General features: G+C 52.3%; 19 protein-coding genes and 1 pseudogene. 10 read left to right on the forward strand and 10 right to left on the reverse strand.

Translation table 11 applies throughout. The features are described 5' to 3' along the window. Positions 1 to 1,319: 1,319 nt before the first annotated feature. Complete coding sequence (locus tag PRJ_RS28095; protein WP_104963009.1) at positions 1,320 to 1,820, reverse strand: hypothetical protein; 501 nt, start codon at positions 1,818 to 1,820, stop codon at positions 1,320 to 1,322. Between the two features lie 146 nt (positions 1,821 to 1,966). Between PRJ_RS28095 and PRJ_RS28100 the strand changes: the two genes are divergently transcribed. After that, positions 1,967 to 2,248, forward strand: coding sequence for a hypothetical protein (locus tag PRJ_RS28100; protein ID WP_104963010.1), 282 nt, complete (start codon positions 1,967 to 1,969; stop codon positions 2,246 to 2,248). A gap of 116 nt (positions 2,249 to 2,364) precedes the next feature. Here PRJ_RS28100 and PRJ_RS29945 read toward each other — a convergent pair whose 3' ends face one another. Further along, entirely contained in the window at positions 2,365 to 2,730 is a 366-nt protein-coding gene (locus tag PRJ_RS29945) for a hypothetical protein (RefSeq protein ID WP_158682591.1), read from the reverse strand. A gap of 574 nt (positions 2,731 to 3,304) precedes the next feature. Between PRJ_RS29945 and istA the strand changes: the two genes are divergently transcribed. The 3 genes from istA (at position 3,305) to PRJ_RS28115 (ending at position 8,202) form a co-directional block, all read left to right on the forward strand. After that, positions 3,305 to 4,819, forward strand: a complete 1,515-nt coding sequence (istA, locus tag PRJ_RS28105) for an IS21 family transposase (RefSeq protein ID WP_034000381.1) — start codon at positions 3,305 to 3,307, stop codon at positions 4,817 to 4,819. 20 nt (positions 4,820 to 4,839) lie between these two features. After that, entirely contained in the window at positions 4,840 to 5,595 is a 756-nt protein-coding gene (gene istB / locus PRJ_RS28110) for an IS21-like element ISPre4 family helper ATPase IstB (protein ID WP_034000379.1), read from the forward strand. 501 nt (positions 5,596 to 6,096) lie between these two features. Continuing rightward, positions 6,097 to 8,202 (forward strand): AAA family ATPase, encoded by a 2,106-nt coding sequence (locus PRJ_RS28115; RefSeq protein WP_104963011.1) that lies wholly within the window; start codon positions 6,097 to 6,099, stop codon positions 8,200 to 8,202. 294 nt (positions 8,203 to 8,496) lie between these two features. Here PRJ_RS28115 and PRJ_RS29950 read toward each other — a convergent pair whose 3' ends face one another. Together PRJ_RS29950 and PRJ_RS28125 are read right to left on the reverse strand one after the other, a co-directional pair. Then, positions 8,497 to 9,714 (reverse strand): hypothetical protein, encoded by a 1,218-nt coding sequence (locus PRJ_RS29950; RefSeq protein ID WP_158682592.1) that lies wholly within the window; start codon positions 9,712 to 9,714, stop codon positions 8,497 to 8,499. A gap of 11 nt (positions 9,715 to 9,725) precedes the next feature. Continuing rightward, positions 9,726 to 10,745 carry a nucleoid-associated protein gene (locus PRJ_RS28125; RefSeq protein ID WP_104963013.1) on the reverse strand — a complete coding sequence of 340 codons (1,020 nt, stop codon included), beginning with the start codon at positions 10,743 to 10,745 and terminating at the stop codon, positions 9,726 to 9,728. A 617-nt stretch (positions 10,746 to 11,362) separates the two neighbouring features. Here PRJ_RS28125 and PRJ_RS28130 point away from each other — a divergent pair. Next, positions 11,363 to 11,974, forward strand: a complete 612-nt coding sequence (locus PRJ_RS28130) for a hypothetical protein (RefSeq protein ID WP_104963136.1) — start codon at positions 11,363 to 11,365, stop codon at positions 11,972 to 11,974. 81 nt (positions 11,975 to 12,055) lie between these two features. Here PRJ_RS28130 and grxC read toward each other — a convergent pair whose 3' ends face one another. The 3 genes and pseudogenes from grxC to PRJ_RS28145 all read right to left on the reverse strand — a co-directional run bounded on the left by grxC (position 12,056) and on the right by PRJ_RS28145 (position 13,787). Beyond that, complete coding sequence (gene grxC, locus PRJ_RS28135) at positions 12,056 to 12,310, reverse strand: glutaredoxin 3 (protein WP_104963014.1); 255 nt, start codon at positions 12,308 to 12,310, stop codon at positions 12,056 to 12,058. 12 nt (positions 12,311 to 12,322) lie between these two features. Continuing rightward, positions 12,323 to 12,547 (reverse strand): annotated as a pseudogene (locus tag PRJ_RS28140) (carboxymuconolactone decarboxylase family protein); the annotation flags it as partial. Between the two features lie 655 nt (positions 12,548 to 13,202). After that, positions 13,203 to 13,787 carry a DUF6037 family protein gene (locus PRJ_RS28145; RefSeq protein ID WP_104963015.1) on the reverse strand — a complete coding sequence of 195 codons (585 nt, stop codon included), beginning with the start codon at positions 13,785 to 13,787 and terminating at the stop codon, positions 13,203 to 13,205. A gap of 687 nt (positions 13,788 to 14,474) precedes the next feature. Between PRJ_RS28145 and PRJ_RS28155 the strand changes: the two genes are divergently transcribed. The 4 genes from PRJ_RS28155 (at position 14,475) to PRJ_RS28170 (ending at position 18,592) form a co-directional block, all read left to right on the forward strand. Further along, entirely contained in the window at positions 14,475 to 16,034 is a 1,560-nt protein-coding gene (locus PRJ_RS28155) for a hypothetical protein (RefSeq protein ID WP_104963016.1), read from the forward strand. A 33-nt stretch (positions 16,035 to 16,067) separates the two neighbouring features. Beyond that, positions 16,068 to 16,901, forward strand: a complete 834-nt coding sequence (locus tag PRJ_RS29955) for a hypothetical protein (RefSeq protein ID WP_153670604.1) — start codon at positions 16,068 to 16,070, stop codon at positions 16,899 to 16,901. A gap of 197 nt (positions 16,902 to 17,098) precedes the next feature. Continuing rightward, entirely contained in the window at positions 17,099 to 17,626 is a 528-nt protein-coding gene (locus PRJ_RS28165; protein ID WP_104963017.1) for a hypothetical protein, read from the forward strand. Between the two features lie 726 nt (positions 17,627 to 18,352). Next, a complete protein-coding gene (locus PRJ_RS28170) occupies positions 18,353 to 18,592 on the forward strand; it encodes a hypothetical protein (protein WP_104963018.1) in 240 nt (79 codons plus the stop codon). Between the two features lie 146 nt (positions 18,593 to 18,738). Here PRJ_RS28170 and PRJ_RS28175 read toward each other — a convergent pair whose 3' ends face one another. After that, positions 18,739 to 21,462, reverse strand: coding sequence for a tetratricopeptide repeat protein (locus PRJ_RS28175; protein WP_104963019.1), 2,724 nt, complete (start codon positions 21,460 to 21,462; stop codon positions 18,739 to 18,741). A 42-nt stretch (positions 21,463 to 21,504) separates the two neighbouring features. After that, positions 21,505 to 22,134 (reverse strand): dTMP kinase, encoded by a 630-nt coding sequence (gene tmk, locus PRJ_RS28180; protein WP_104963020.1) that lies wholly within the window; start codon positions 22,132 to 22,134, stop codon positions 21,505 to 21,507. Between the two features lie 40 nt (positions 22,135 to 22,174). Between tmk and PRJ_RS28185 the strand changes: the two genes are divergently transcribed. Then, positions 22,175 to 23,554: a radical SAM protein gene (locus PRJ_RS28185; RefSeq protein ID WP_104963021.1), complete on the forward strand. Its 1,380-nt coding sequence runs from the start codon at positions 22,175 to 22,177 to the stop codon at positions 23,552 to 23,554. Positions 23,555 to 23,821: 267 nt separating this feature from the next. On the opposite strand, the gene PRJ_RS28190 is transcribed toward PRJ_RS28185, so the two are convergent. Continuing rightward, the gene (locus PRJ_RS28190) at positions 23,822 to 24,127 is read right to left on the reverse strand and encodes a hypothetical protein (RefSeq protein WP_104963022.1); all 306 of its coding nucleotides are present in this window, start codon (positions 24,125 to 24,127) and stop codon (positions 23,822 to 23,824) included. Positions 24,128 to 24,986: the final 859 nt, after the last annotated feature.

Genomic DNA, 24,986 nt, shown 5'->3' on the forward strand with positions numbered 1-24,986 from the left:
CCGCGATTCTTCACTCATTTTGGCAGAGAACCCATGGCTGCAACCACCACCACCACTCAGTGCGGTTCTGCGGTCAAGTCTGCACAGATCCCAACTGATTCTGATGGATGATAATTCTAAATTTTCTGTATTATACTGACGTGTAAATTATTCGGGCGCCTAAAGGAACCCATGCCGGACCTTCCGTACAAGACGCCGAGCACCCCAAGCCCCGGCCCTAAAAAGCCGGGGGCGAGGACGTAGAAAGGGATGCATTCGCTCCCCAGTATTGAGCAGGAAAAACACATATGATGAAAGCAGTGATGTTCGTCGCCATTTCGTTCAGTGGCGTTAGCGAGAGCACCTATACAATTCCGGGTTATGAGTCCCTAGATGCATGCAAGCAATCCCAGCCGACCGTTACCAAACAGATATGACTGAGCCTTTTATGGGCTCAACTGGGAAGCTCTATCCGAAAAACTCATTGCCGGAGCGAGTAAAAACCAAGTGCGTTGAGTTATAGGAAGCCCTGAAATATCCGATGAATCACGAAAAGTTGGCCTGCTGGATTTGAGGGCGAGCCTGGGTGGGGCATCACCGACTGCAGGACCTCGGAATCCGCCAGAAACGCCTAGGCCTGTCCACTGGGCTGAGGCCGTAGAGGGGGCCGGTATGCGTGCCCAGGATCGAACAGGAATAAGTCTGGAGTGAAATGACGCATGAACTCAAAAGTTTTGTTCGGTGGCGCGGTTCTCGTGTCGCTCGGCGGTTTGTCCTTGTGGTTTCTAAGGGGGGCCTCCCCAGATCCTTATTTTGCTGCCAGTTGGGCGCTCGCAGTGATGGGTTTAGCATCTCGCCGGGGGACGAGCTTTCGTCGGCCACACTGAGCAGCGGCGTTGGCCAAGATTGTCCAGTTTTCGTAAGGTCCTCACCGGGTTAAATGAAAGGAAATCGATTATGGCCACGCTTACGTCGTCCAGTACGACCGGGTGTTAGGCTGGCCGATGCCTGACGCTCGGGCGGTTTCACCGCGACATCCGGGATCATCGTGCATCACCTGGAAGCCCGGAAACTCACTCTCATTCATCAAATTTGATTGACACAGGCGTCACCTTGTATATCCTTGTACTTGAGGACTGCAACTGCGCATTCGTCGGGACTGGGTACCAGCAAAGGCCCCCCCGCAATTTTGGCAGCAGAGAAAGCTGGTTTCTCTGAAGTAGTGACGACGGGCCTAGCCTGTCGGATTCTGAACCCAAGGTCGCCAGACTGGGAGCTAAAGGATCGCTGCGACTACTCCTCATAAATTACTTAAAAGGCACCCACTGGGTGCTTTTTTTTTACTTGGAATTGGTCTCAGCTGTGGTCGCCGGTTGGGTCGTAAGGGCCGGGCGCTGACGTGGAATACTCCCCACCAAGGTGCCATGGGCGCGGCGCTGCGGATACCAGGTGATAACGTGGTAGGCAAAGCCCAGGACCCTGTCATCGCGAGGTTCTAGAATCAAGGTACCGGTGGAGGTCCGCAGTACAGCAATGCGGTGATCGCCACGTTGTTCCTTGAACTCGCAGTAGATCTCCGCGCCCGGTACGATCATCTTGGCAATGAGCGCGGCCACCCCCTCGATCGAGGTGCAGCCGTGCTTGAGCAGGTCGGGCTGATGCGCTTCCCATACATGCCTCACACCGAAGCCGCTGCCGGGGCGCAGATGCACGCCCACGCGCAAATACACTTCACCCCCTGGCAGGCCGAATTTAGGCATCTCAGGAATCGTGCCGAAGCTGTACCCGCCGTTGGGATGAGCCACCAGCGCGTTTTTTTTCAGTTTGAGCAATTCAGACAAGGGCGATCCAGAACCAGGCGGGTGACGGAGTGCCAGTATTGTGACACACGCCGTGGCCTAACCGTATGCCCTGGATACACAGTTGTGCACTCACGGCATACTGTCCATGGCAAGGCCACCCCGGCAGTTAACCAAAGGATCGAACCATGAGCAAAGCCGCACCCTCCAACGCACTGCCTACCGTTATTTTCCCCCAAAAGATGTCCACTGCGTGGTGCATGGTCGCCTTTGAGGAACTGGAAGAAGCATTGCAGCTCATCGAACCCGGGGTCGGTGAGCTGAACCCCAAGCAGCGCTACCTGTGGGAGCGCTACAAGGCAATGACTCGCCAGTTTGCCCATGACATGCTATTGGCTGAAGGCAATTCCGAGGAAATCGACCGTCGCTTGGGCATTCAGCGCAGTGACTATAGACCGCTGGCTGACTGAAGCCCCCGATCTCGCTGCACTTCAGTGGTTGAGTGGGCAAGTCTTCAGCGCGCTGCCCGCCGATCGTATAGGCGGTTGGTGCTGATGTTGGCATGGCCAAGCCAGGTCTGGACCCTTTACAACGTCGTCATCTCCTCAAGGTCGTTGGTGGCGGCCGTAGCGCGCAGCGTGTGCACCTTAGGCCTGACGGCGATTCCGGCAGCCTTGGCCCAGTAACGCACCAGCTGGTACGCGCCGTTGGCGGTAATGCCTGCGCCTGCGCTGCGACCTCGCAGCGAGCGGAACAATTGGCCAGGCCCTGGCTCGGGGGACCGGTCTCCTGGTAGGCATGCAGATGTGCCGTCGCTACCGGATGCAGCGGCAACCCAGCGGATCTTGCCGTCCTTGCCCTTCACGCGCAGGATATGAAGGCCCCCGTGTTGCTGCAGGTCGCTCAACTGCCGCGGGGTGCAGGCCCGGCCGCTGGCCCGGTGTAGGCTCACAAAAAAGCTGACATCTACGTTCCAGTGTTTTCAGCTAAAGCTGCATCTTTTCTGTGACTCACCAGTAGAAATTTCACAGAAAAAATGAGAGTTGCCTACCGCATTCACAAATAAGCTGGTGCATCCAAAACGACGGATCGTCATCTGCAACCTCAGCGTCGATTCTACCTAGCTTGGTACTGATAGCCCGGCAACAACGAGCGAAAAAAAAGACACCCACGGTGCCTTTTCAATATGTCGGAGGAGTAGTCGCAGCGATCCTTTAGCTCCCAGTTTAATGACCTTGGGTTCAGAATCCGACAGGCTAGGCCTGTCGTCACTACTTCAGAGAAACCAGCTTTCTCTGCTTGGGGATTCCATGCGCACTTGGACACCCAGTCCACGCTGACTTGGACACTCATTCCACGGCCACTTGGACACTCATTCCACGGCCACTTGGACACTGATTCCACAAGCACTTGGACAGTGATGTTCCACTGATCCGATCCATGCTCAGGCAGGCAGCAACGCAGGATTATTCACTACCATCGACCTCTTTTCTCGAAGCGAAGAGGTCATCGTGGAGCGTATATCCATGCGTAAAATCCGAGAGGTACTACGTCTAAAGTTCGACGCTGGCCTGTCCGTGCGCAAGATCGCCGCCAGCCTGCGCATCAGTAGCGGCAGTGCGGGCAATTACTTGCACCGTTTCAACGCTTGCGGGCTGAGTTGGCCGACATTGTTATCGGATGCCGAACTGGAGCGATGCCTGTTCCCTCCAGCACCAACAGTTCCCAGCGATCAACGTCCGATGCCTGACTGGTCTTGGGCGCATGCCGAGTTACGCCGCCCCGGCGTCACTTTGGCCCTACTCTGGCAGGAATATCGACTCGCTCACCCGCAAGGCTTCCAATACAGCTGGTTCTGCGAGCACTACCGCCTCTGGGCCGCCAAGGTCGACGTTGTCATGCGCCAGGAGCACCGTGCCGGCGAAAAGCTGTTCGTCGATTACGCCGGACAGACCGCGCCCATCATCGACCGACAGACCGGTGAAATCCGTCAGGCCCAGATCTTCGTCGCCGTCCTCGGCGCGTCCAGCTACACCTTTGCCGAGGCCACCTGGTCGCAGAAACTGCCCGACTGGCTGGGCTCGCACGCCCGCTGTTTTGCTTTTTTCGGCGGCACATCGCAGATCCTGGTGCCCGATAATCTGCGCAGTGGCGTCACCAAGGCGCATCGCTACGAGCCGGACATCAACCCCAGTTACCGCGATCTCGCCGAGCATTACGGCGTAGCCGTACTGCCCGCGCGTTCGCGTAAACCCAAGGACAAAGCCAAGGTTGAAGTGGGTGTGCAAGTGGTCGAGCGCTGGATCCTGGCAGTGCTGCGCAACCGCCAGTTCTTCTCGCTCGGAGAACTCAACACGGCAATCAGCCTGCTGCTCGAACGCCTCAATCAAAAGCCCTTCAAGAAGCTGCCCGGCTCACGCCGCTCGGCCTTCGAGACCATCGACCAACCCGCACTGCAACCGCTACCAGAACATCCGTATGTCTACGCCGAATGGAAAAAGGCGCGGGTGCACATCGACTATCACGTCGAGGTCGAGGGCCATTACTACTCGGTGCCGTACCAGCTGGTGAAGCACCAACTCGAAGTGCGGCTAACCGCTAAGACCGTCGAGTGCTTCCACGCCAACCAGCGGGTGGCCAGTCACCTGCGCTCGCTGCACAAAGGCCGCCACACCACCCAAACCGAGCACATGCCCAAGAGCCACCGGGAGCACGCCGAATGGACACCGCAACGGCTGATCCGCTGGGCCGAGCAGACCGGGCCTAACACCGCTGGCGTTATCGCCTACATCCTTGAGCGCCGAATCCATCCTCAGCACGGCTTCCGCGCCTGCCTGGGCATCCTGCGCCTGAGCAAGCAGCACGGCGAAGAGCGGCTGGAAGCCGCTTGCCAGCGAGCGCTGGCACTGGGCGCGTGCAGCTACAAAAGCCTTGAATCGATCCTGCGCCAAGGGCTGGAAAAGCTACCGCTGTCCCAGCAAAACCTGCCGCTACTGCCCGACGAACACATCAACCTGCGCGGCCCTGGCTACTACCACTGACCTGAAAAAGGAGCACCAAAATGCTGCCCAACCCGACACTCGACAAGCTGCAAACCCTGCGCCTGCACGGCATGATCAAGGCGCTGAGCGAGCAACACGCCACGCCCGATATCAATGATCTGAGCTTCGACGAACGCCTCGGCCTGATGGTCGACCGCGAGCTGACCGAACGTGAAAACACGCGTCTGAGCAGCCGCCTGAAACTGGCACGACTGCGCCATAACGCCTGCCTGGAAGACATCGATTACCGCAGCCCACGCGGCCTGGACAAGTCCCTGATCCTGCAACTGGGCAGCGGCCAATGGCTGCGCGACGGCCTGAACCTGATCATCGGCGGCCCAACGGGCGTAGGCAAAACCTGGCTCGCCTGCGCGCTGGCTCACAAGGCCTGCCGCGACGGTTACAGCGTGCGCTACCTGCGCTTGCCGCGCTTGATGGAGGAGCTGGGCCTGGCTCACGGCGACGGCCGTTTCGCCAAACTCATGGCCGGCTATGCCAAGACCGACCTGCTGATCCTGGACGACTGGGGCTTGGCGCCGTTTACCGCTGCGCAGCGGCGCGACATGCTTGAACTGCTGGACGACCGCTACGGCAACCGCTCGACGCTGGTCACCAGCCAGATGCCGGTGGACAAATGGCATGCGCTGATCGGCGACCCGACCTTGGGCGATGCGATCCTCGACCGGCTGGTGCACAACGCTTATCGGATCGAACTGAAGGGCGAATCGATGCGCAGACGCGCAACGAAATTGACGGCGACAGAGACTTCAGACTAACAATGCAAACCTGCGTCGCTGCGCTCCGACTGCCTGTCCAAGTGGACGTGGATCAGGTGTCCAAGTGAGCATGGAACGAGTGTCCAAATGATCGTGGGCTGAGTGTCCAAGTGTCGTGGAATCCGCACTCTGCTGCCAAAATGCCGGGGGGCCTTTGCTGGTACCCAGTCACGACGAATGCGCAGTTGCAGTCCTCCGCTACGACGTTACCCGAGGAGGTAAGCTCGTTCAATCACATGCGATGAAAGGCTCAGAGTCCTCACAACAGCCGGGGGTCTAGGGTCGAAAGCGGTCGGTCGTTAATGACCGCTTTCGACCCGAAGCTGCCGTTCACGAAGGGCAAAAATCGGCCAAAAGTGGACGCTCGCGGTTTGTCGTACAAAAATCTCCGGATACTGTGGATTCCCGGTTACAAAATCAAATAAATCGGACATTCGCGGACGACTGTAGAAATAGCTGCTAATTTTAATTGCCTACTCTGTTCAAGATTAAGGGGGTCGCATGGCTAACTACACAGTTACCGTACTCAACTGCAACAGTATTGACCGCGCAGATGTAGTTATTTCTGAAGGAGCGCTAAACATCAAATATGGGCCAAACGGCCTTGGGAAAAGCACCATTGCGAAAGCTATTATCAGCCATATTCGTGCTGACGGCTCTCTCCACGAGTTGATCCCATTCAAGCACCGCGGCAAGCCTGATATGCCAGCCCCGGAGGTTCGGGGAGTGGACAAACTCAGGAAAGTCCTCGTATTTGACGACAGCTATGTGCAGCAATTCGTGTTCCAGAAAGATGAGATTGTGAAAAATAGTTTTGAGATTTTCATCAGAACTCCGGAATATCTGGCGGAGATGGCTGATATCGATTCGCTGCTTTCGGGTATCCGAAAAGCGTTCTCCGACAATGCTGAAATCGGACAAGTCGTAACCGATCTGAAGGAATTACGGGAGGCCTTCGGAAAGTCTAAGACAGGTGCCATCCCCAAGACAAGCAAGATCCACAAGGCATTCGGATCTGGCAATAAGTTGGAAAACATTCCTGATGTCCTGCAACCATTTTCGACGTTTATTAAAAGTCAGGAACCTGCCAAATGGATCGCATGGCAGGTAAAAGGCAATGAATTTCTACAATTAGCAGATAGCTGCCCCTACTGTTCAATAGCGCTGACTAGCGTAGAACAGAAGGACACAGCCTTAGCCGTCGAAAGAGAGTATGACTCCAACGCCGTCGGGCACATTAACCTCCTTCGCGGAATCATTGACAGGCTAGGAAAATATTTCAGCGAGAAGTGCCGGGAGAATTTGGAGAATGTGACAAAGGCAAAGGTTGAATTGCAGGCGGAGGAGCAAAGCTTCCTGACGGGCCTCAAAGCGGACATTGATGCATTGATCAACAAGCTGGAGGGGTTGCGAACTATATCTTTTTTCTCTCTACGCGATTTCGAAGAAATTGGCGACCAACTGACACCTTTGAAAATTGAGCTCAATTTAATCGACAAGCTTGATTCTGAGGAGACGCGCAAGACCGTCGACCCTATCAACCTTCAGCTGGATGACTTGATTGGTAAAGTTGGTAGCCTCAAAGGGAAAATCAATCGACACAAAGCGAAAATTAAAAAAAACATCGAAGACAACCAGAACAGCATCAATGGCTTCCTGAAGTCTGCAGGCTACAAATACGTTGTTGAAATCGTAGCCGAACCAGAATCCTACAAAATGAAGCTAATCCACAAAGACCAGGAGAATTACATAGAGACGGCCTCACGTCATCTGAGCTACGGGGAAAAAAACGCATTTGCGCTTGTGCTATTCATGCATCAAGTCCTCAGTGAAAAACCGGATTTAGTCGTATTGGATGATCCTATCTCATCTTTCGACAAGAACAAGAAGTTTGCGATCCTCCAGGAGCTATTCCGGGGTAAGGCCAGTCTGCGCGGCATAACCACGCTGATGCTCACCCACGACATCGAACCCGCGATTGATGTCATAAAAAGTACCAACGCCATATTCAAAGCCGCCGAACCATCTGCTTGCTTCTTATCTTCGCGCGCCGGGGTTGTAACGGAAGTTCCGATCGAGAGGAACGATATCCAGACCTTCGCCAAAATCTGCAAAGATAATATCGAGGCACTTACCGACACCGTCCTGAAGACAATCTACCTGCGACGACACTTCGAGCTGCTGGACGACGCAGGCCTGGAATACAACCTACTTGCTAGCCTTTTCAAGGGGCGGGATACCCCGACGATTCAGTCAGGATCTTCTATTCGGGACATGACGACTGCCGAACAGGCAGATGCCGAGTCACAAATCCGCAACAACCATATCGCTGACTTTAATTACATTGCCCTGGTGGCTGAGGTGAAGGATGTGGTGGCCATCAAGGCTAAGTTTTACGCTACCGCTGTGGGTTATGAAAAAATCCAGCTGTTCCGGCTCATCAATGATGAGCACGACGACAGCGTCATCCGCAAATTCATCAACGAGTCCTATCACATCGAGAATGAGTACGTGATGCAGCTCAACCCGCATAAATTCGAGAGCATTCCGGAATATGTCATCGAGGAGTGTGTCGCGCTGCTTACGCCCGCTCCCACCGTTGCGTAAGTCAGTACCACGGATCTGATCCCTACTGACGCTTGGGGGGCTTTCTGACCTAGAAGGGAATCCCACAGAATTCGGAGATCTTACCGTTCGACTTTTTCCGAATTCTGTAGCCTCCCCCTCATTGCTTACATTGAAGCTGAAACCGTACCCAAAGCCATAAAGGCCACCGTCTCCTTCGGGTCGAAAGCGGGCATTCGTGACCGGCTGCTTTCGACCCATTGCAGTCAGTGAGTCCTACGCTTCTCCGAAGACCAGCGATAGCCAAGGGCCGAAAGCAAGCACCAAAAAAATACACTACGATCCACAGGCGATTATAAACAATGTCTTTAATAGTCTCAGGAGCTCGGGAGTCTTTTGAAAAAATACGTACCCAGTGACAATGGTCAGCACAAATGAGAGCACGATAAGCGAGCGAGCCATTTTGAGATTTAAACTACAATCTGACTTCAAGCTGGAAAAAATACTCACTACCTCATCAAATAGTTTGGGCAACTCCTGGCGAAAGCGCTTTTCCTTTTGAAGGATTTCGTATTCTATTGCCTTTATTGCTATCATCTGGCTTTTTATAAGCCAAACTATAATCAACAAGAAGAATAACGAAGACACCATAACTGTAGTATTTATTGTTAAATGGCTGGGATCCGATGCATCCTTTAGCTGAGTCGTTGCTAAAATCGTTGATACGGGAATCGCCAATAGCTTGCCCTGTATGCCTATCAGCAGGCCATTAAGCTTTACGCTAAACTCACGCTTTTGCTCATTAAGTTTATCGAGATCGTTGTTGAACGAAAAATTGGATACGAAAAGCTCGTAATTATGCTGCGCATTTTCAAGCATTTCATCACAATGGCTCAATAGATGAGCCAATCGATTATTTTCATCACAAGACTTCAAGCCGGAAATCAGCGCATTACGTATTAGCCGTTTCTTCTCAGAAGAGTGTAGTGCGTCAGAGAATATCTCATCCAACCTACGTAAACCATTCGCCACTGTGGTGGCGGTACGCTGCACCACTTTCGGGGGTAGGCCAAAACTCAGATAAATTTTCTGGTCATAGGTCATCAGGGTAAAACGGCTTCCTGTAACTTCCAACACTCCATTAACCTCCAACTTTCTAATGAAGCTGGATGCTTGCATTATTGGAGAGGATTGTTGTTTTGTCTCATCTGCCCAAGTCTTATAGCCCGTTTCAAGCAGCGCAAAATTTTCAGGTAGACAATGCAGATTAAAAAATCCAAGCAAGTCATCTTCATCTTTTGCTAAGCAATAGTTTGCTCCCCGGGGGGGAGTAATAGAGATCTCAACAAGCCTATCAGCGACCGCGCTAAGCGTAATCAATCGCCCATCTTGCCGAACCTCAATTTCAACGTTTTCACATTCATTCAACCTAGCTAGTATTGCTCGCGCCGGTTGCTGTAACCGGGAAGTAGCCACGAGCTTATGACCCGACCAACGTAGGGGGCAAATGCAGTTTAACTGCAAAATTTCCTCTATTTCTTCAATGGGAGTCATCGGGGCCATAATCAAGCTTTAGGAATGTTCTGCTTTATGCTTTCAGGGACTTTAGTAATCACTAAATGCCCCTCTGCATTCAGGTAAATAGTTTTATTCTCCAAGGCAGCTTGCTCAAACGATAGTGTGTACTCCTTATTAGGGCCAGACACTCTATATTTAAGCAGGGATTTCATATGCTTAGCGACCGGCTCGAATTCAGAGGGAATTTCAATTTTACTTTGAATGACAAAATTGATGAAATTATTGGGGTCGCCGGGCTCCAATTGGTTAGCTACTTCACGCAAAGTGATTGGTTCGCCTTTAGCAATTTTCCCATCAGCCCACTCCCGAATTGCGCGGCGACTATTTAACGCCTCGTCCTCGCTCTTAAACTCCTCACAGTAGTTCTTGATCAGTGCCACAAGCTGTTGAGTATGTTTTGACGGATCGAGATAGGCGTCTTCGTCAATCCCCAAAAGTGACTTGAAATAACCCACCACCGTATCTTTACGGCTTTTACCTTTCAAGAATGAAACATGCGGTGCCTCTAAATCTTTTTCAGCTTCCATCCAGCGATTTATATCAATATTGGCAGCGAAATGCAGCTTATCGATATCGAGGGTGTCAATTTCCTCAAGATTTAGGTTCTCATCAATTCCAATGCCTTTTGCATTCTTTATAAGGACAATCATGAGGTTGGGCTGACCATCAATAAGATAGTCTATAATGGTTAGAAATCCGCCCGTTGCCAGTGGGGCTTTCTCTAGCTCGATTTTAAGCTGAGTCAAGGTATCTCTGGAAAATTGATAAAATCCAAGTTCTTTCGAGAAATAACGTTTGGTTTTAATATCAAACCAACTGTCCGGCAAAATTCTGGCATATGCCATATTCCCCTCGCCTTCGTAGCTTGAAAGAATGGTGCTAACCAAGCTATCCGCCTTCGGTTCTGGAAGATCAATCTGACGGTCCCGGGGAATCAGAACAACGCTTTTGTCTCGCTGATTGGTGATTACTTTATGAAAAACGAAGCCTTGCAGCTGAAATTCCATGATGATCCTTATCGACGGTAGGCAACCCCGGAGGACGGGATTCAGCCAATACTGGCATTAAGCCACGCTTCCGCCAACATCCACGAAACCCTTGAGATGGCTCTTTTCAAGAACTACTGTATGCATACACAGTATTTGGTTTCTTGGCGGATGACAATGCTCCACGTTAGACCGCTCGTCGGTGTAGCAGCATGGAGTCGCGCTAGGTCCAATACAAAGCTCAGCGGCATCCGTATTTAAGACGATGCTACGGAAGGCGGCCAATCGCGGGGCGGAATCCCGTCTCTACGGAGTGGTGAGTCGGCCACCCAGTGACACAATTCTGCCGCTGCAGTCATAACGGCGGTAAACCTTTGGTTTATAGGACGGCTGAGTCCAAGCGGCGAATAGGCCCGCAGGGATCTCACTCGCATCCTCGTTAACACTGCAAACCCCACACGGCCGGCCACCCAGCATCCTCAGAAATACCTCGAAGATCCGTTTCTTGGTATTGCCTCGCGAGGTTGGGTAATGTCGACAATTTTTTCTACAGCGATCTTCAGAATGCCGGGCTAGGGCACCAGCAGGAGTATGGTGGCACCCTGATACAATGGGGTCCCGAGACTAGAGAGGCCGAAATGAAAAGGATCGCCGCACTCGCTATCGCCTTATCCCTCGCAGGATGCGCCACTGAGCAGCAGACCTGGAAGGCAACGGCCACAACCGACGAATTCACCGACAAGACTACTATGATGGTCACCACGGGTGATCACGGCGCGCCCAGTTGGATCGTCACCCAGCCGCTGCACTTCTATCCAGTAGTTCGAAAGGAAGGCAGCGAAATCTACGTCGGCCTAATGTCCGGCGGCCGATTCAAAGTACCGGTCGGTACCGTTCAACTGCGCATCGATCAGAACGATGCATGGACGATCACTCCGCAGGAGACCCCGGTAGGCATGGCCCCATCTATCCCGATGGCGCCGCTCGTTACACTTCAGGGCGAGCAGGCCGCACTGGTCAAAAATGCCCAAGAACAGGCGATCAAGTCCACCTCGCAGCTGATGAGTCCGTACACCGTGACCGGCGGCGACAAGGCAAAGCAGATTCTGAAGCAGATGGTCTCCGGTCACCTACTCAAATACCGGACCGTTGGCATCAACCAGGCCGCATCTTCCACCGGAGAGGCCGTAATCGACCCATCCCTGGTTAAGTCACTTCGGGAGATTGGTATCGAGCCGAGCAGCCTGTAAGGCTATGCGCCAGCAAAAAGAAGCCCGGCTCCCTCCGGGCTTCACATATTCCCCCCTCGCATGTCCAACCGCACCTGAGCCTCAAGCACGAAGCAATCGGTCTAGCTCAGCCTTTTGATCCAGGCGCGCCAAGTCATCAAATCCGCCTACATGCATATCATTTACGAAAATCTGCGGGACGGTTCTGCGACCGGAGCGCTGGAGCATCTGCGCCAACGCTTCGGCAGACTGCTCAACATCGATCTCGATCGGAACAACGCCTTTGCTTAAGGGCAATCGCTTGGCACTTACACAGTAAGGGCAGTGCCGGGTGGTGTAGATAGTCACTGGGTTCATGGCGCTTCTCTCCTAGCGGGCCGACGGCGGAAAGTCGATATCGGTCGTGGCGACATTGTTGAGGTAGTTAGTCAGGTTCAACAGTGTGACCTGTGCTATCACTTCGACTATCTTGCTGTCGGTGAGACCAGCTTCGCGTGCCGCCGCGATCTGTGCATCGCTCAACTGGCCGCGGCTTTCGGTGATCTGATGCGCCAGCGTGGCAACCGCGCTGAGTGTGCCTTCGCGGGCTTGGCTCCCTTCACGACCGACGCGTGCGTTTTCGGTAAGGGATGAGGAGTAGTCGCAGCGATCCTTTAGCTCCCAGTCTGGCGACCTTGGGTTCAGAATCCGACCGGCAATGCCCGCCGTCACTACTTCAGAGGAACCAGCTTCCTCTGCTGCCAAAATTGCGGGGGGGCTCATGCTGGTGCCCAGGACCGACAAATGCGCAGTTACAGACCTCAATTGCAAGGCTATCCAAGGCGGCACGCGTGTCAATCAAGATCTGATGCATGGCGGTGACCGGCCTCACGGAGGTGAAACCGGAGATTCAGAATGACTAAACCGGCCCCGTAGACACCAACCTCCACGAAGGCCGCTATCCACCCAAAGCTGTCCTTCAAGAAAGGCAGCTAACGGCAAGAAGCGGTCATAAAGTATCTACAGTTTCCGGGGCGATTGAGACTACCGCAGGGTCCAAATTGTCAACGACGCACGACGTGGTATCGATTGACGAAGAGCCGATGCAGGGCTGCCCGACGATCCAGCCGGTACCTGCAGCCGAGGACTGCACCGCTTCGATGGGCGACCTCACGCTCGCCGATATCCTACTAGCCGGGCACTACTGAGTGTGTGTCGAGGAAAGAAGAACTTTTCGAAGCCGTGCGAGAGCGACAAGAGACACGATCGGTCAGGGATCAGTGACGGCAACTGCTCCGCCTGGGATATCAGTCCAGCAGCTGCTGATGTTTTTCTGGTCACAGGTTTTTGCTGTTTTGGGCCCCATTAGCTTACGCGTCTTTTCGAGATTCTCGGGTGTAACCCGCTCGCCTCGTACCTTGTTGTCTCTCCAGCCACAGAAGAATCGCTTGTCCGCATCCTCGACATTTCGGCGGACTTGGGCAACGTCGTGAGGCCCAGCTTTTTGGCTCGGTACAGCGGTTGCTGGGATGTGAGAGTTGAAGCCGGCAAGAAAGCCTCCCGGTGAAAAAGAGTTGTTGGGATCCCACTTCAGGCCGAGCAGGTTGCAGAGCATCGCGTAGTCAGCCTTGTCCAACTGTGGATGCACCACACGGAAGCCGGACTGCACCTGGAACTCGAAAGATAGGTTGTGCCCTTGGGCGCCGAACAGGAGCGCGTAGGGGGTTTCGTCTATCAGGAACATGACGTCAAAGGTCAAGGGACCTCGCGTATAGCTGAATCGATACCGGCTAATACTTTGCGCACGCATGCTGTTGAAGAGGTCGCGTAGCCTGTCGAGTACTACCACTGCCATATGTCTGTTCCAAGAGTGTTCGAAAGTACCACTCACCTTGTCAGCTTTTTACTTGTTATGAAAGCGAGGCAAAGCGCCGCAACGTCACGAATGTAAATAATTGCGCAGCGACTTTCTAAACGACTCCCATGGCCAACCATTGAACCGCCCCGGCTACGCCTACAGCAAAGCGGAGGTGCTGCTGACGGATTTGCGCCCGCGTGGGGAGTTCATAGGCGAAGCGGCCCCGGATACAGATGTCTGCATTGGGTCGTAAGCGGGCGCTGATGGCGGGCGCTTCCACCCATCAGTGTATGGCCGAGCTGAGGGACGGCTCCCCGCCTGGCTTGCGCTGACACCCCAGCATTGTCGTTACGATGACCAAGCGCACATGTACATCCGAAACGGATGAAGGGCATCCGTGTAGGTGTTCTGCTCGCCCCTTGTAAACTACTTTTTTCACTGTTAACCACAGTAGTTAACAGTGAAAAAAAGTGGTTTACAGAGACGTCCTGAATGTCTCGAACTGGGCCCTCTTGAGGCTCCCTCACAGGTACTGAAAATTAGCGACTGTGACATCACGTCTGGTAAATTCAGTACAAATTCCTCTGCAGCCCACGAGAATCGGCGCTTCTCAGAAACCGCGAATTTAGCTGCTGCGGACGAAAGGATTGTAATATTAATAGCGCAGTGTGACATGGAGCACCGATGACCAGCGTCTATGACCGCCTTGAGGAGAATGGTCCCTGCCTTTCCAGTGAGCTCGTCGCTGCAATGGTGGAGGAGGAGGGAATCACTGCCGTTGCCGCGAGGAAACGAGTCAGTCGCGCTGACGAACGTATTGGCCGGGTCTATAACCTTTTCCCGCGTAACACCGTATTCCTGTACATAAAGGCTCATTTCGGCTCTGACGACTACTGGCTGAAACTCACGGATGCGTTGCTTAAAGCCAATGCTGCGTATGGAAAAGCCCTTGCAGCACTGATGGAAAGGGGCGGCATTGTGGCCGAGCCATTTTTTCACATTGCCTGTGGCGCACCAGATCGGCTGAAAAAACACATCTCCAGCTCCACGATGATTGAGCAATTGCTCCGCGCCCAGCTTTTAGAGAGGCAGTACCTCCCCGGCTCAGGTAACTGTATTGCTCTGGCAAAAGGGGCCGGCATGTACGATGGAGCGACTTCCACGCTCAGAGCGAGAACCGCCGCGGAGGATATCTTCCTAGCCGGCTTTGAAACCTGGTGTAAAAATCTGGGATTGATCAGCTACGGGCTGGCCCAGCTGAGGAACCTCGAAGGGAAATCCCAACCCCAGGTGGGCACCTTCTATTGGGATATGACTGCTCCCTGCTACCTGTCTGGAATAAACCAGAGGAGATCTGATGGCGGGCAAAAGCAGGGTTTCGTAGTAGCAGACATCCTCTTTGACGTGGAAGTAACCGAAGCTGGCGTCCTGGCTTTTCTGACGAAGGTTGAGACCGTAAAGAGTCTCAACGTGGGGTCCTGCATCTGCTTCTTCATCGCTGAGAGCTATTCGAACGAGGCTTTCAATCTGCTAAAAACCAAGGGCATCGTCCCGGCTACACCAACTACCCTTTTCGGCAGAGATGTGGCGACAGCGCTGCGACTCTTGATTCAGACCCTCACGGAAGCCGGGCAGCAAGCCATTGATGCTGAAACCCTGGAAAAGCTATTTGCTGGCCTTCAAAAATTTGAAGGCGCTACAGGGAATCTCCGTGGGACCTTATTTGAATATTTCGTAGCGGATGTTGTTGGTCGGACCCGACACTGCCACCGGGTACGTCTGAACGAAAAAATCCGCAATCCCAGTGGGCAGGAAAGCGAGACGGATGTTCTTGTAGAAGGATTTGGCGAAACCATCTTTATCGAGTGTAAAGGTTACGCGCCATACGCCGTGCTATCAGAGGATGAGATCACTCGGTGGCTTACCGTCCGTATACCCAATACCTATAAGTACTGCCTAACCCACCATGACTGGAGAAATACTGCCATTCACTTCGAGCTCTGGACCACGGGAAAGATCTCTGAAAAATCCAAGCTGGAAATAGAGAAAATCGCGGGTTCTGTCAAGAAATATAGTGTATCAGTCAAATTTGTGAGTGACATTCAAGCCGAAGTGAAGACGACTGATGATAAAAAGCTGCAGCAAATTTTCAACCAGTATTTCGTTAACCACCCTCTGAGACAGTCAGAGCGAATGCACGTTGGCGCAGCAAAAAGCCTGTCCAAGCTTCCGGTTTGCGAATAGCTTGCTCGTCGTTATTTGGGAGAGGGAAGTAAAATGACTACAGTAGTAGCTTGGGCTGCTTACGACAACCGAGGTCCTACCTCAGTTTACATGGCATCGGACAGCCGAATTAGCTGGAATGGTAACACTGCATGGGACTACGCCAGAAAGGTTTTCTCATGCAGCAATTTCCCAGACCTGATCGCATACGTTGGTGAGGTTTTATTTACCGTTCAAGTTATTTCACAATGGGTGTCACTTTCAGATTCTGGTGAAGTATTTGAAAGGGATTCATCACCAGAGCAACGTTTTGAATCCCTATGCACCCTGGTCAAAAGGTCATTTGCCAGCTATCCGAAGCCACTTGCCCAAGATAATTTCTCGATAGTTTTTTGTTCACTAAACCAAACAAGAAATATATTCGTCGGAAAGCTTAATAGGAAAGATAGTCAGTGGTCCATCGAGCACCCGAAAATCCCAAATAAATCTGATTTAATTTTAGTCGAGGGAAGTGGCAAGTCCTCATTCACAGGCATTTATTCGAAATTCGAAAAAAGTGAGATCGGTAGAACAAGCCGCGCAGTATATAGCGCCTTTTGCATACATGTGGAAAAAGGCTTGGACAAAAGTACTGGCGCCCCACCACAACTGGCTGCCATATATAAAAAAGGCATTTCCAAGCCACTAGGAGTAGTATGGAAAGGGAAGTCTTACATTTTCGGAATTGAGGTGAGCGATTCCGAGAGACTAGGAATATCAGACTGGAGAAATTATTGCTTTGAACTGTGTGATGCCAGAACCTTGAAAATCAAGGTCGGCGCACAGCGTCAACCTATCCCTAAAGGACTTGAACTGGAGAAATTCGGCCTGGTAAAAGACTCTCTATGAAAGTCCTTTACCAGGCGGGATTCGCACCCACGACCTCTCATTCGTATACAATGAGCGCTCTACTAACTGAGCTACTGGTTCAGTGATAAAGCTATAAGAAAAACCAGGGCCTGTCAAGTAGACCATTAGCTGGGAATGGCTCGATCCTCTCTCGCAATTTTTATTAAGGTTATCCTATAGTTAATGGCAGGTGAAAAGTGCATATTTCATTTCAGATTCAATTTCAAGATCTGCATGCGTTCTTGGATCACTGGTCTTCAAAGTACAAATATAAAAATGATGAAAAATACACAAACAACATTGGGAATCCATTGACCGATGAGTCACTGAGAATACTTTTTGAGTGGAAAAATGGAATCGAAAATATCGCTAATTTGAAAGCTCAAAGCATCGCAAATAATTACACCACGTCCTTCAGGGGCGACCCGTCGGCCCGCTACCTAAGTCATCAGAAAAGTGGCAGCGCGATATGGAATATCTTTTACCTCCATTGCTTATCACCAAGTACATGGCCAATTTTCGATCAACATGTCTTCAGGGCTATGCGCTTTATGAAAACAGGGAGAATTCAAGAAATCCCAAAAACAAATAAGCAAAAGTACGAGGTCTATACACAAGAGTACATACCGTTCCTCAAAGTCTTTGATGGGATAGAACAAAGGAAAATTGACAAGGCACTTTTTGCGTTTGGCAGATTTCTGAAAACGGCAGCGAAGTACGCCTAACTTTTCAGCAGCTTAATATACTGAAGGCAGCGAGTTGGCATGCCTTTTGAGCAGAGGGCAGGCGTAGACCGTGGACCTGTTCTCCAATCCAGCTGTAGTAACCGGCAACGCTGTCTTTATCTCTGCGTAAGACCCCCGCGCCTTGGCCAGATCCTGGTGATCTTTACTGCGCACCAGAGGTTAGTTTTTCCAGCTCAAGCCTCCCCGAGCGCATGCCCTCATCGACCTCACTGCTTTGCCCAGGTAAGAAGGGCAAAGGTGTAAACATATTCTTTGCACTGTAAACTAGAATGGACTAGGTCAACTCGCGAGTAGCCATTAAAAATCAGACAGCCTGGAGTTCCAAAATATGCAGCCTCAGAAATCGATTCCAGTAGACCTTCCGGAACCTGAAATGGTAGAACCCTTCCTGAAACTGAGAGGGATCATGGAACAAAAATCATGTGATGGCGGCGATAGTTGAGTATGGTCGTGATGGCTGCGTAGACAAACTCCGTTGCGCTGTTGTTTTCGCGCACAATTCACGGGCATGCGAGCTGCAAGGGTTAGCTAAAGTGGCAGATCACCACCTTGCACGATAGGCGCTTTTGGCTACTCTGGAAGCCCCCGTCAAAAGAAGCGCAACTAGATACATGCCAAAATTTACGATACTGGCTAAACGGTCCCGTATACGAGCGTGACACAATTGAATGACTGCGCTACTGTCATAAATTAGGAGCAATTGTTATGAAAAAATGCACCATATTTGGGGACATGCAATCCGAGAGAACCGCTGATCAATACCCGACCGTGACCTTATGCAATGACTGCGTCAAGCAGGACAGATCGTCTAATGAAGACAGTAAAATTGTCACCCTTGGAGAGTATGATAAATCCTATGGCGACAGTTGTGAGTGGTGCGGGGTCACTGCCGAGGATGAAGACGCAGCGGTCACGGATAACCGCCTCTATCCTGATGCAATTTAGCTGCCATATTGATTTATGCTATCACTGCTAATGGGCAACTACTGACCAAGTCAAAGCTGAGATCCAGTCTAAATCAGAGTTTATTGGAAAAATACTCCTCAAAAGCGAAAGTATAGAGTCCGTGAGCAGAGTTCACATTTGGGTAGTCATAGACAAGCGCACGTTTTTTCCAACTCAGCAAACTGAGCAACTAGACCCGCATTGGTGGTGTACCTATAGCCTTCGGCTATATCGCTGGAAGCACTCTGTCCTAGTGCAATCTTCACTTTTACTCGCTGCAATAGGAAGCTGCTGCGGTATTTCTCATTTTCTTCGATAGCCCCGTCAACACACTCATTGGCGAGATCAAGAGCTTGGTCTAACTTACCAAGCCCGAGCTTCACCTGTGACAGATTATGGGCCAGCCAGATCCTGCCGCTGGTATCACTAATTGCCTCCAAGATGGTCTCAGACTCTGCATAGCGACCAAGTTTGTAAAGAGCCTCGCCCCATTTGCGCTTCTGATAAATGTTCGGAAACTTCAATGTCTCGAAAGCTTCCAGGGCTCTATTCAGGTAATCTACTTCGTTGTCGATGCCGGCTGCGAGCATCATGATTTCAGCATAGCTGCCGCGGCTTTGGTCATCATCCAGCATCAAAGGCGTTGGTTCGGGTAAGCGCTCCAATAAACTTTCGACGCGGTACGGTGCATGCCATACCAGTGCTCGAACAAAGCTCGCAACAGAATGATAGCCTTGCGGAATGCCCAAGGAGGCACTGTGCAGTGCCTCCTTAAGAAACAGCTCCTCATGCTGTTCAATGAGGTCGCCTGCCCAGTTTTGACGAGCTCCGTTGAGTGCATCTCCTAGTGCCATCATTATTGATGGAGAAACGCTGCCGCCCTCCAACTTCGTAGCAATTATTTCGGACGCATATCGTTTGGCTGCTTCGAAGCCTTGCGGCCTGCGGCCGACAGATCGCACGAGTTGAAGTTTGGAGTCGTTTAGCGCGTAAGTGGCAACTACCTCCTCGAATAGGCGCTCGGCTGCCACATGCTTCCCTAGGTTGCGAAGCGTCTTAGCATGATGGTGCTTAATTTCGGCAATTTGCTTAGCACTTAGACCGACGATAGCTTCAAGATCCGTATAGGCTTGTAACACTCTGCTCAGCCATGCCCCGGCGGCTACTTCCCCGGACGTTTGCCAAAGGTAGCGTTCTCTCGCCTCAATAGTTTGGAGGACAACTAAGATGTCTACCTCATGATGAGTTGCACTTAGCGATCTGAGCCTTCGCGCTTCATCCAGCGGGTCAGGTAACAAATGCACTGGAATGGCGCTACCTGTCCAGGTCATGGCTACTGCATAGAGATATGCGGGACGACGATCGCCGTTCGCAACGTTGCTAGAAATTTTTCGTCGTAACTGAGAGGCAATCAGTTGCAGACCATGCCCGTCATCGCGAATCTGCTGAAGAATAAAAGACTCGAGGTGTCCGTCAATTTCTTTGGCCCTCTCATCAGTCAACCAATTGAGTGATTTCAGGGCTGCAAAGACGATGTCGTGAATGCGAAGTGATGCCGGACTTTCGGGTGCAGTGAGGCCATGATGTTCGAAAGATCTCAAACGCAACCGCCCGACAACATGTTTGAAGAAGTCGCGATCACAATGGCTCTGACCCGCCCATTGAAAAAGGCACAGCTCCTCTTCAAGTACCGGTTTCAATCGTCCGAGAATACGGTCTGCAAGCCGTACACCATCTACTGGCAGCTTTGCGACGTGGGTACAGTCATCTGCCAACTCACTCCATGACACGCCTTCGCGGGCGGCAGTATTGAGTAGCGCCAAGCTAAGCGGGTGCCCACCCACAGAGCGCCATATGGTGTTGAATTGCTTTCGAGGCGGCGGCGCATCGAGCCCCCTACCAAGCAATGTGCGGGCCTGTTGAGCATCCATTGTAGGCATGACGTAGGCTCCAGATGATGGATGCTGCCGAGTAATCAAAATCCGTGAATCGGGTCCGCACAAATCAGCGAGCTGGTGGACGGCGAGACTGGGACTAGCATCATCTACGACGAGAAAAGTGCTGTTTTTACGCAGCAGCGCGCTAACGTTCCGCTCGGCACCACCTCGACGAACTGGAACCGAAGACAATCGCTCGACGCTGTCGATATCCCGACCGCTTACCCAAAACCGATAATGAAAACGGTCCTCAATGCGCAGCAAATACGCAGCGGCCGCTTGGGACTTTCCAATACCGCCAATTCCACAAATCTCGACGCACGCCTCGGTCTCAAGTCGACGGTCCAGCTCTTTGTTTACAAATTCATTCTCAACATAAACCGGACTCAGTGAAGGCGCCTTCAACGATGCCGGATGGTCATCGCGAATTTCGGCCAAGACTGGCAGATGCTGCGCCAGATCGTCGATCGCATCGTCGCGGAGCATTAGCGTATCAATGATGACCTCGGCGATGGAGCGGCTGTCCATCAGGTGGAGGCGTCTTCCTGACATTCGGTCCTCCTGAAGGGCCTTACCCACCATCGCCTCTATTACGCCAGTCTCAGCGCGCTGCGAACTCAGGAGGTAAATATCCTTGGCACGTGGTGCAAGCAATAGTGAGTGGTCAAGATCGCCCCAGGGCTTTTGCATCGTGCCAGAAAAGTAGCCCTTCAAGATCGAGGCCTCGACGACGATGGTGCCGTCTTCGGAGACAGCATCCAACGCCCCCCCAACTGGGCTGCCATTCACCGCCGAACCTCGCTGTACCAGACGGATATCTAGCATACGTTCAACTAAAACCACTCCGAACCGCTCGAAGAGCGGACCCGGCGCCAAAATGCTAAGCGAGTCAATCACACGCTGTATCAGCAGATTACGTGTCAGGGAATTCATGAACGGTTCCGGCTAAAATCGGGAAGGCGGATCAGAGGTCAATCAGTTGGTTGGCGATGCATTAGTTAACAACGGTTCAACCAATAGCCAAACATCGTGTGCAACGTCCAACGGCGATTGATCACCATTGATGACATGACATCGCTCCGGGTTCTCGCGAGCGGTGTCCAGTAACCCGCTTCGGATAGCTGCGAAGTCCCGAGTCTTTTCTGCCGGATCGAGGTCACCATTGCGCCGCTCCCGCCGATACCTGGCAACTTCAATTGGAAGGTCGAGAATGATCGTTAAATCTGGCATCGTTGTACCGACGACGACCTCACATGTCGCCCTGAACAACCGACCAAGATCCACATCAGAAACCGCGACCTGAAACGCGTATGTCGAGTCAATAAAGCGATCGGAGACAACCCATTGGCCGTTGGCCAACGCGGGCTGGATTACACTCCGCACATGGTCAAATCGCGCAGCGCTTACCAGCAGGAGCTGTTCTGCCGGAACGAGGTCAAGGCCGGGATTGGTCAGAATTGCTCGGACGGCCATGCCCAATTGGCCACCATCCGGCTCTTTGGTCTGTAGAACTGGTTGGCCGATCCTCTTAAGATGCTCGACCAGTAACCTGACTTGCTCGGTCTTACCGCTACCGTCTATGCCTTCGAAGCTTACAAATGGCATGGCATCCCTTCCTTCAGAATTAAGCACATAGTGGGACTAAGTGAAGCGTTCGAACACAGTTGCGTTCATCTCTGCAGGTATGCTAACGCCTAAGAAGCGCGATCATATCCTTGCGCGCCGGCAGTTATATCTTAACTATGGCGCATTGTCGCTGGCGACGATCCTAGATGCTATGGGGACCGAGACAGTTCTGGTACATGGCGAGCACAGAGGGCCCGCCGAGGTGCTCCGCAGTCTACTCGAACAAGGCGTGCTACCGTCTCGGTATCCGATAATGCTATCAATTCCCAGCTTCTACGCTCTGCCGTGGGCGCAGGAGTTTTGCCGGCTCGCACGTAGTACAGATCCAGATGCTAAGATCATTGTCGGTGGACGTTGGGTGGTTGGGCCAGATCCCGACTGGTTACGCGAGAAACTACCCGAGGCAGATCTGCTGATCTCAGGGCTGGCTGAACCGCAAATCGCCAGCCTGCTCACTAGCGCGCCTGACTTAAGGATCCTACCAGCTCCACGACCAGATATTGCCCTGAACCATACGCTGGTATCAGGCTTTGAGCGTTATCAACCCAGTATTGAAGCCTCGCGCGGGTGTGGTGTGGGTTGCGCATTCTGCGAAGAGCGGGATATCCCTTTGGAAAAGCTGGGTGCCCCAGACCAGGTCGCCAGTGCTCTAGCAGCAGTTGTTGCTCAGTACAGCACTAGCGAGATCCGTCCTTATTTTCAATCTTCAATGTTCGTCCCCAATGTGAAATGGGGTACTGGCCTTGCGAACGCATTTAGGGCTTCTGGTCTAAACATTCACTGGCGTACGGAGAGCCGCGTAGATGTGCTTACCCCTGAGACTATCGCCTGTCTCGCCGAGGCAGGATTGAGGGTGCTTGACCTGGGGCTTGAGACAGCATCGCCCACTCAGATCCTGAACATGAACAAATCGCAACATCCGGATCGCTATCTAAATAAAGCGTCGACATTATTGAAAGCGTGTAACGATCACGGAATCGCCACCAAGGTAAACATTTTGCTTTATGCTGGTGAGACGACGAAAACTTTTGATGAAACGCGTTCGTTTCTAGACGACCATAAGGGCTCAATTGCCGGAGTATCGGTTGGTCCAGTCGTCGCTTACGGGCCGCCAAAAACCGCAGACATCCTTCTGCGTGACTGGTACAGAAGCGGTGCCATGCCTGTAGATCCGGACAGCGCGTACAAGTGTGGTATATCTACGATGCACCTCAGCCGTGACTTTGACGCACAATCGGCTGAGTTTGCGTCGCTGGAACTGTCCAGGCGGTACATGGATACGGAAGCTTATTTCAATTTGAAAAGTTTTTCCTACTACCCACGTGACTACTCGCGTGCAGACTTTGATCGCGATGTTGCCGCAAGCGATGAATCTCAGTTGCCGTTTCGGACATCCTAGCCTCTGTACGAAATCCCGAGAAACCCAATCGGCGCCCTTCTGACGCTGAAATTCAGTAGGATTTGCGACATCTCTTTTCGTACAGAACCTAGTGATCCTGCTCTAGGCGGGAGGTGTTAACCACTTTTTTCACTGTTAACCACTGTGGTTTACAGTGAAAAAAGTGGTTAACACGCCGTGGTCCCAAGTCCAGCACCTGATTCAGAAATATGTGATCGATTTCGTTTCATACGTCGGTCCGGCTACCGCTGCTCAGCCGATTCGTGGCTACCGCCAGGGATCAGGCAGCAGTATTTCTTCTCTTCCCTTCTCAATTTCCATGCTCAACACTGACACGAGAGTTTCCGCCACTGTTTCCCAGTGCGCAGCTTTGGCCTTGTACTGGTCAACATCAGTCCAGCCACCTCGCTCTGCGTTCAGTGCAGCGACAGCAGAGGTAGATGACAGCTCACAAGCGGCCCCGTATGCAGCCAGTAAACGGCGATTCTGAGGTGTATCAGGCCATTCCTGGTTCTGTTCGAAGTCATGTCTGCTGATTGCGTGGGTGCTTCCTGCTAACGACAAGGTCGACATATCTGTACTCCTTCCATGATGGAGTGCGCTTAGGCAGGGCTGGCGATGCCCCCCCATTTAAGCCAAGTACACGAACGAAGTATTTCTAGTGCCGCTTGTCACTGGGATATCTGCCAGCGCTGGACATGCTTAGGGAAAGTGGCGAGCTTCAGAAGCCACTCTCGCATCCCCCTGGTGGAGAAGCTATTGCCGTATCGGCTCGCAACGTCAGCGCTCGCCCATCCGTCAATGCCCTTACGGATGTCGTCAAAGCACTGAATTTCCCTGAGGCGGTCAAACCTGCGGTAGGTCCAACAGATCTCCCAGTTCCTCCCGTGCCAACTTCACCCTATCCAATCTGCGATAAGGATGATCAGAAGGCATCCGGATAAGGGATTCAAACCTCGCCGGATCGAATGTAATGACGTCCCTGTGAATGTGCTCAAGCTCCCCTTTGTGAGGTTGCGACACAACAAACTCCATGCTCTCCAGAAGTCCTGACGCTTCGTTATCTTTGACGATCCGGTGGCGGATGAAGCTCATCTTGAGATCGAAGTAGGTGCCCTTCGAACCTGAAAGCTTTCTCGACTCCAACCGACCGTTAGCGTTGATTTCTGCCCCTGGGGATCTGAAGCTACGTTGCGCTATTCGATACTGAGCTTGAGACCGCGGTGGGCCGCACGGCTACGTCGAGAAGGGGAGGCGTGATCCAGTGAAGCACCAGTGCTGTCAGAACGCTTGAGATGGTGTTGACAGCTATCGCGACGAGAGCATACGCATTTTTGGAGCATCCATTTTTTGAAGTGGACCTCTATTTAATGCGCACAAACTGTGTGTCACCACCACCTCAAGAAAATTTCGTCACACCCCAGAATGGGAA

The sequence above is a fragment of the Pseudomonas sp. XWY-1 genome, from assembly GCF_002953115.1.
Taxonomy (GTDB): domain Bacteria; phylum Pseudomonadota; class Gammaproteobacteria; order Pseudomonadales; family Pseudomonadaceae; genus Aquipseudomonas; species Aquipseudomonas alloputida.

Bases quoted from the DNA above. Each gene is read 5' to 3' on its own strand.
- istB (WP_034000379.1), top strand. From the start codon at position 4,840: ATGCTGCCCAACCCGACACTCGACAAGCTGCAAACCCTGCGCCTGCAC.
- PRJ_RS28100 (WP_104963010.1), top strand. From the start codon at position 1,967: ATGAGCAAAGCCGCACCCTCCAACGCACTGCCTACCGTTATTTTCCCC.
- PRJ_RS28155 (WP_104963016.1), top strand. From the start codon at position 14,475: ATGACCAGCGTCTATGACCGCCTTGAGGAGAATGGTCCCTGCCTTTCC.
- PRJ_RS28125 (WP_104963013.1), bottom strand. From the start codon at position 10,745: ATGGAATTTCAGCTGCAAGGCTTCGTTTTTCATAAAGTAATCACCAAT.
- PRJ_RS28170 (WP_104963018.1), top strand. From the start codon at position 18,353: ATGAAAAAATGCACCATATTTGGGGACATGCAATCCGAGAGAACCGCT.
- tmk (WP_104963020.1), bottom strand. From the start codon at position 22,134: ATGCCATTTGTAAGCTTCGAAGGCATAGACGGTAGCGGTAAGACCGAG.
- PRJ_RS28175 (WP_104963019.1), bottom strand. From the start codon at position 21,462: ATGAATTCCCTGACACGTAATCTGCTGATACAGCGTGTGATTGACTCG.
- PRJ_RS28115 (WP_104963011.1), top strand. From the start codon at position 6,097: ATGGCTAACTACACAGTTACCGTACTCAACTGCAACAGTATTGACCGC.
- PRJ_RS28130 (WP_104963136.1), top strand. From the start codon at position 11,363: ATGAAAAGGATCGCCGCACTCGCTATCGCCTTATCCCTCGCAGGATGC.
- PRJ_RS28190 (WP_104963022.1), bottom strand. From the start codon at position 24,127: ATGTCGACCTTGTCGTTAGCAGGAAGCACCCACGCAATCAGCAGACAT.
- PRJ_RS28145 (WP_104963015.1), bottom strand. From the start codon at position 13,787: ATGGCAGTGGTAGTACTCGACAGGCTACGCGACCTCTTCAACAGCATG.
- PRJ_RS29950 (WP_158682592.1), bottom strand. From the start codon at position 9,714: ATGACTCCCATTGAAGAAATAGAGGAAATTTTGCAGTTAAACTGCATT.
- istA (WP_034000381.1), top strand. From the start codon at position 3,305: ATGCGTAAAATCCGAGAGGTACTACGTCTAAAGTTCGACGCTGGCCTG.
- PRJ_RS29955 (WP_153670604.1), top strand. From the start codon at position 16,068: ATGACTACAGTAGTAGCTTGGGCTGCTTACGACAACCGAGGTCCTACC.
- grxC (WP_104963014.1), bottom strand. From the start codon at position 12,310: ATGAACCCAGTGACTATCTACACCACCCGGCACTGCCCTTACTGTGTA.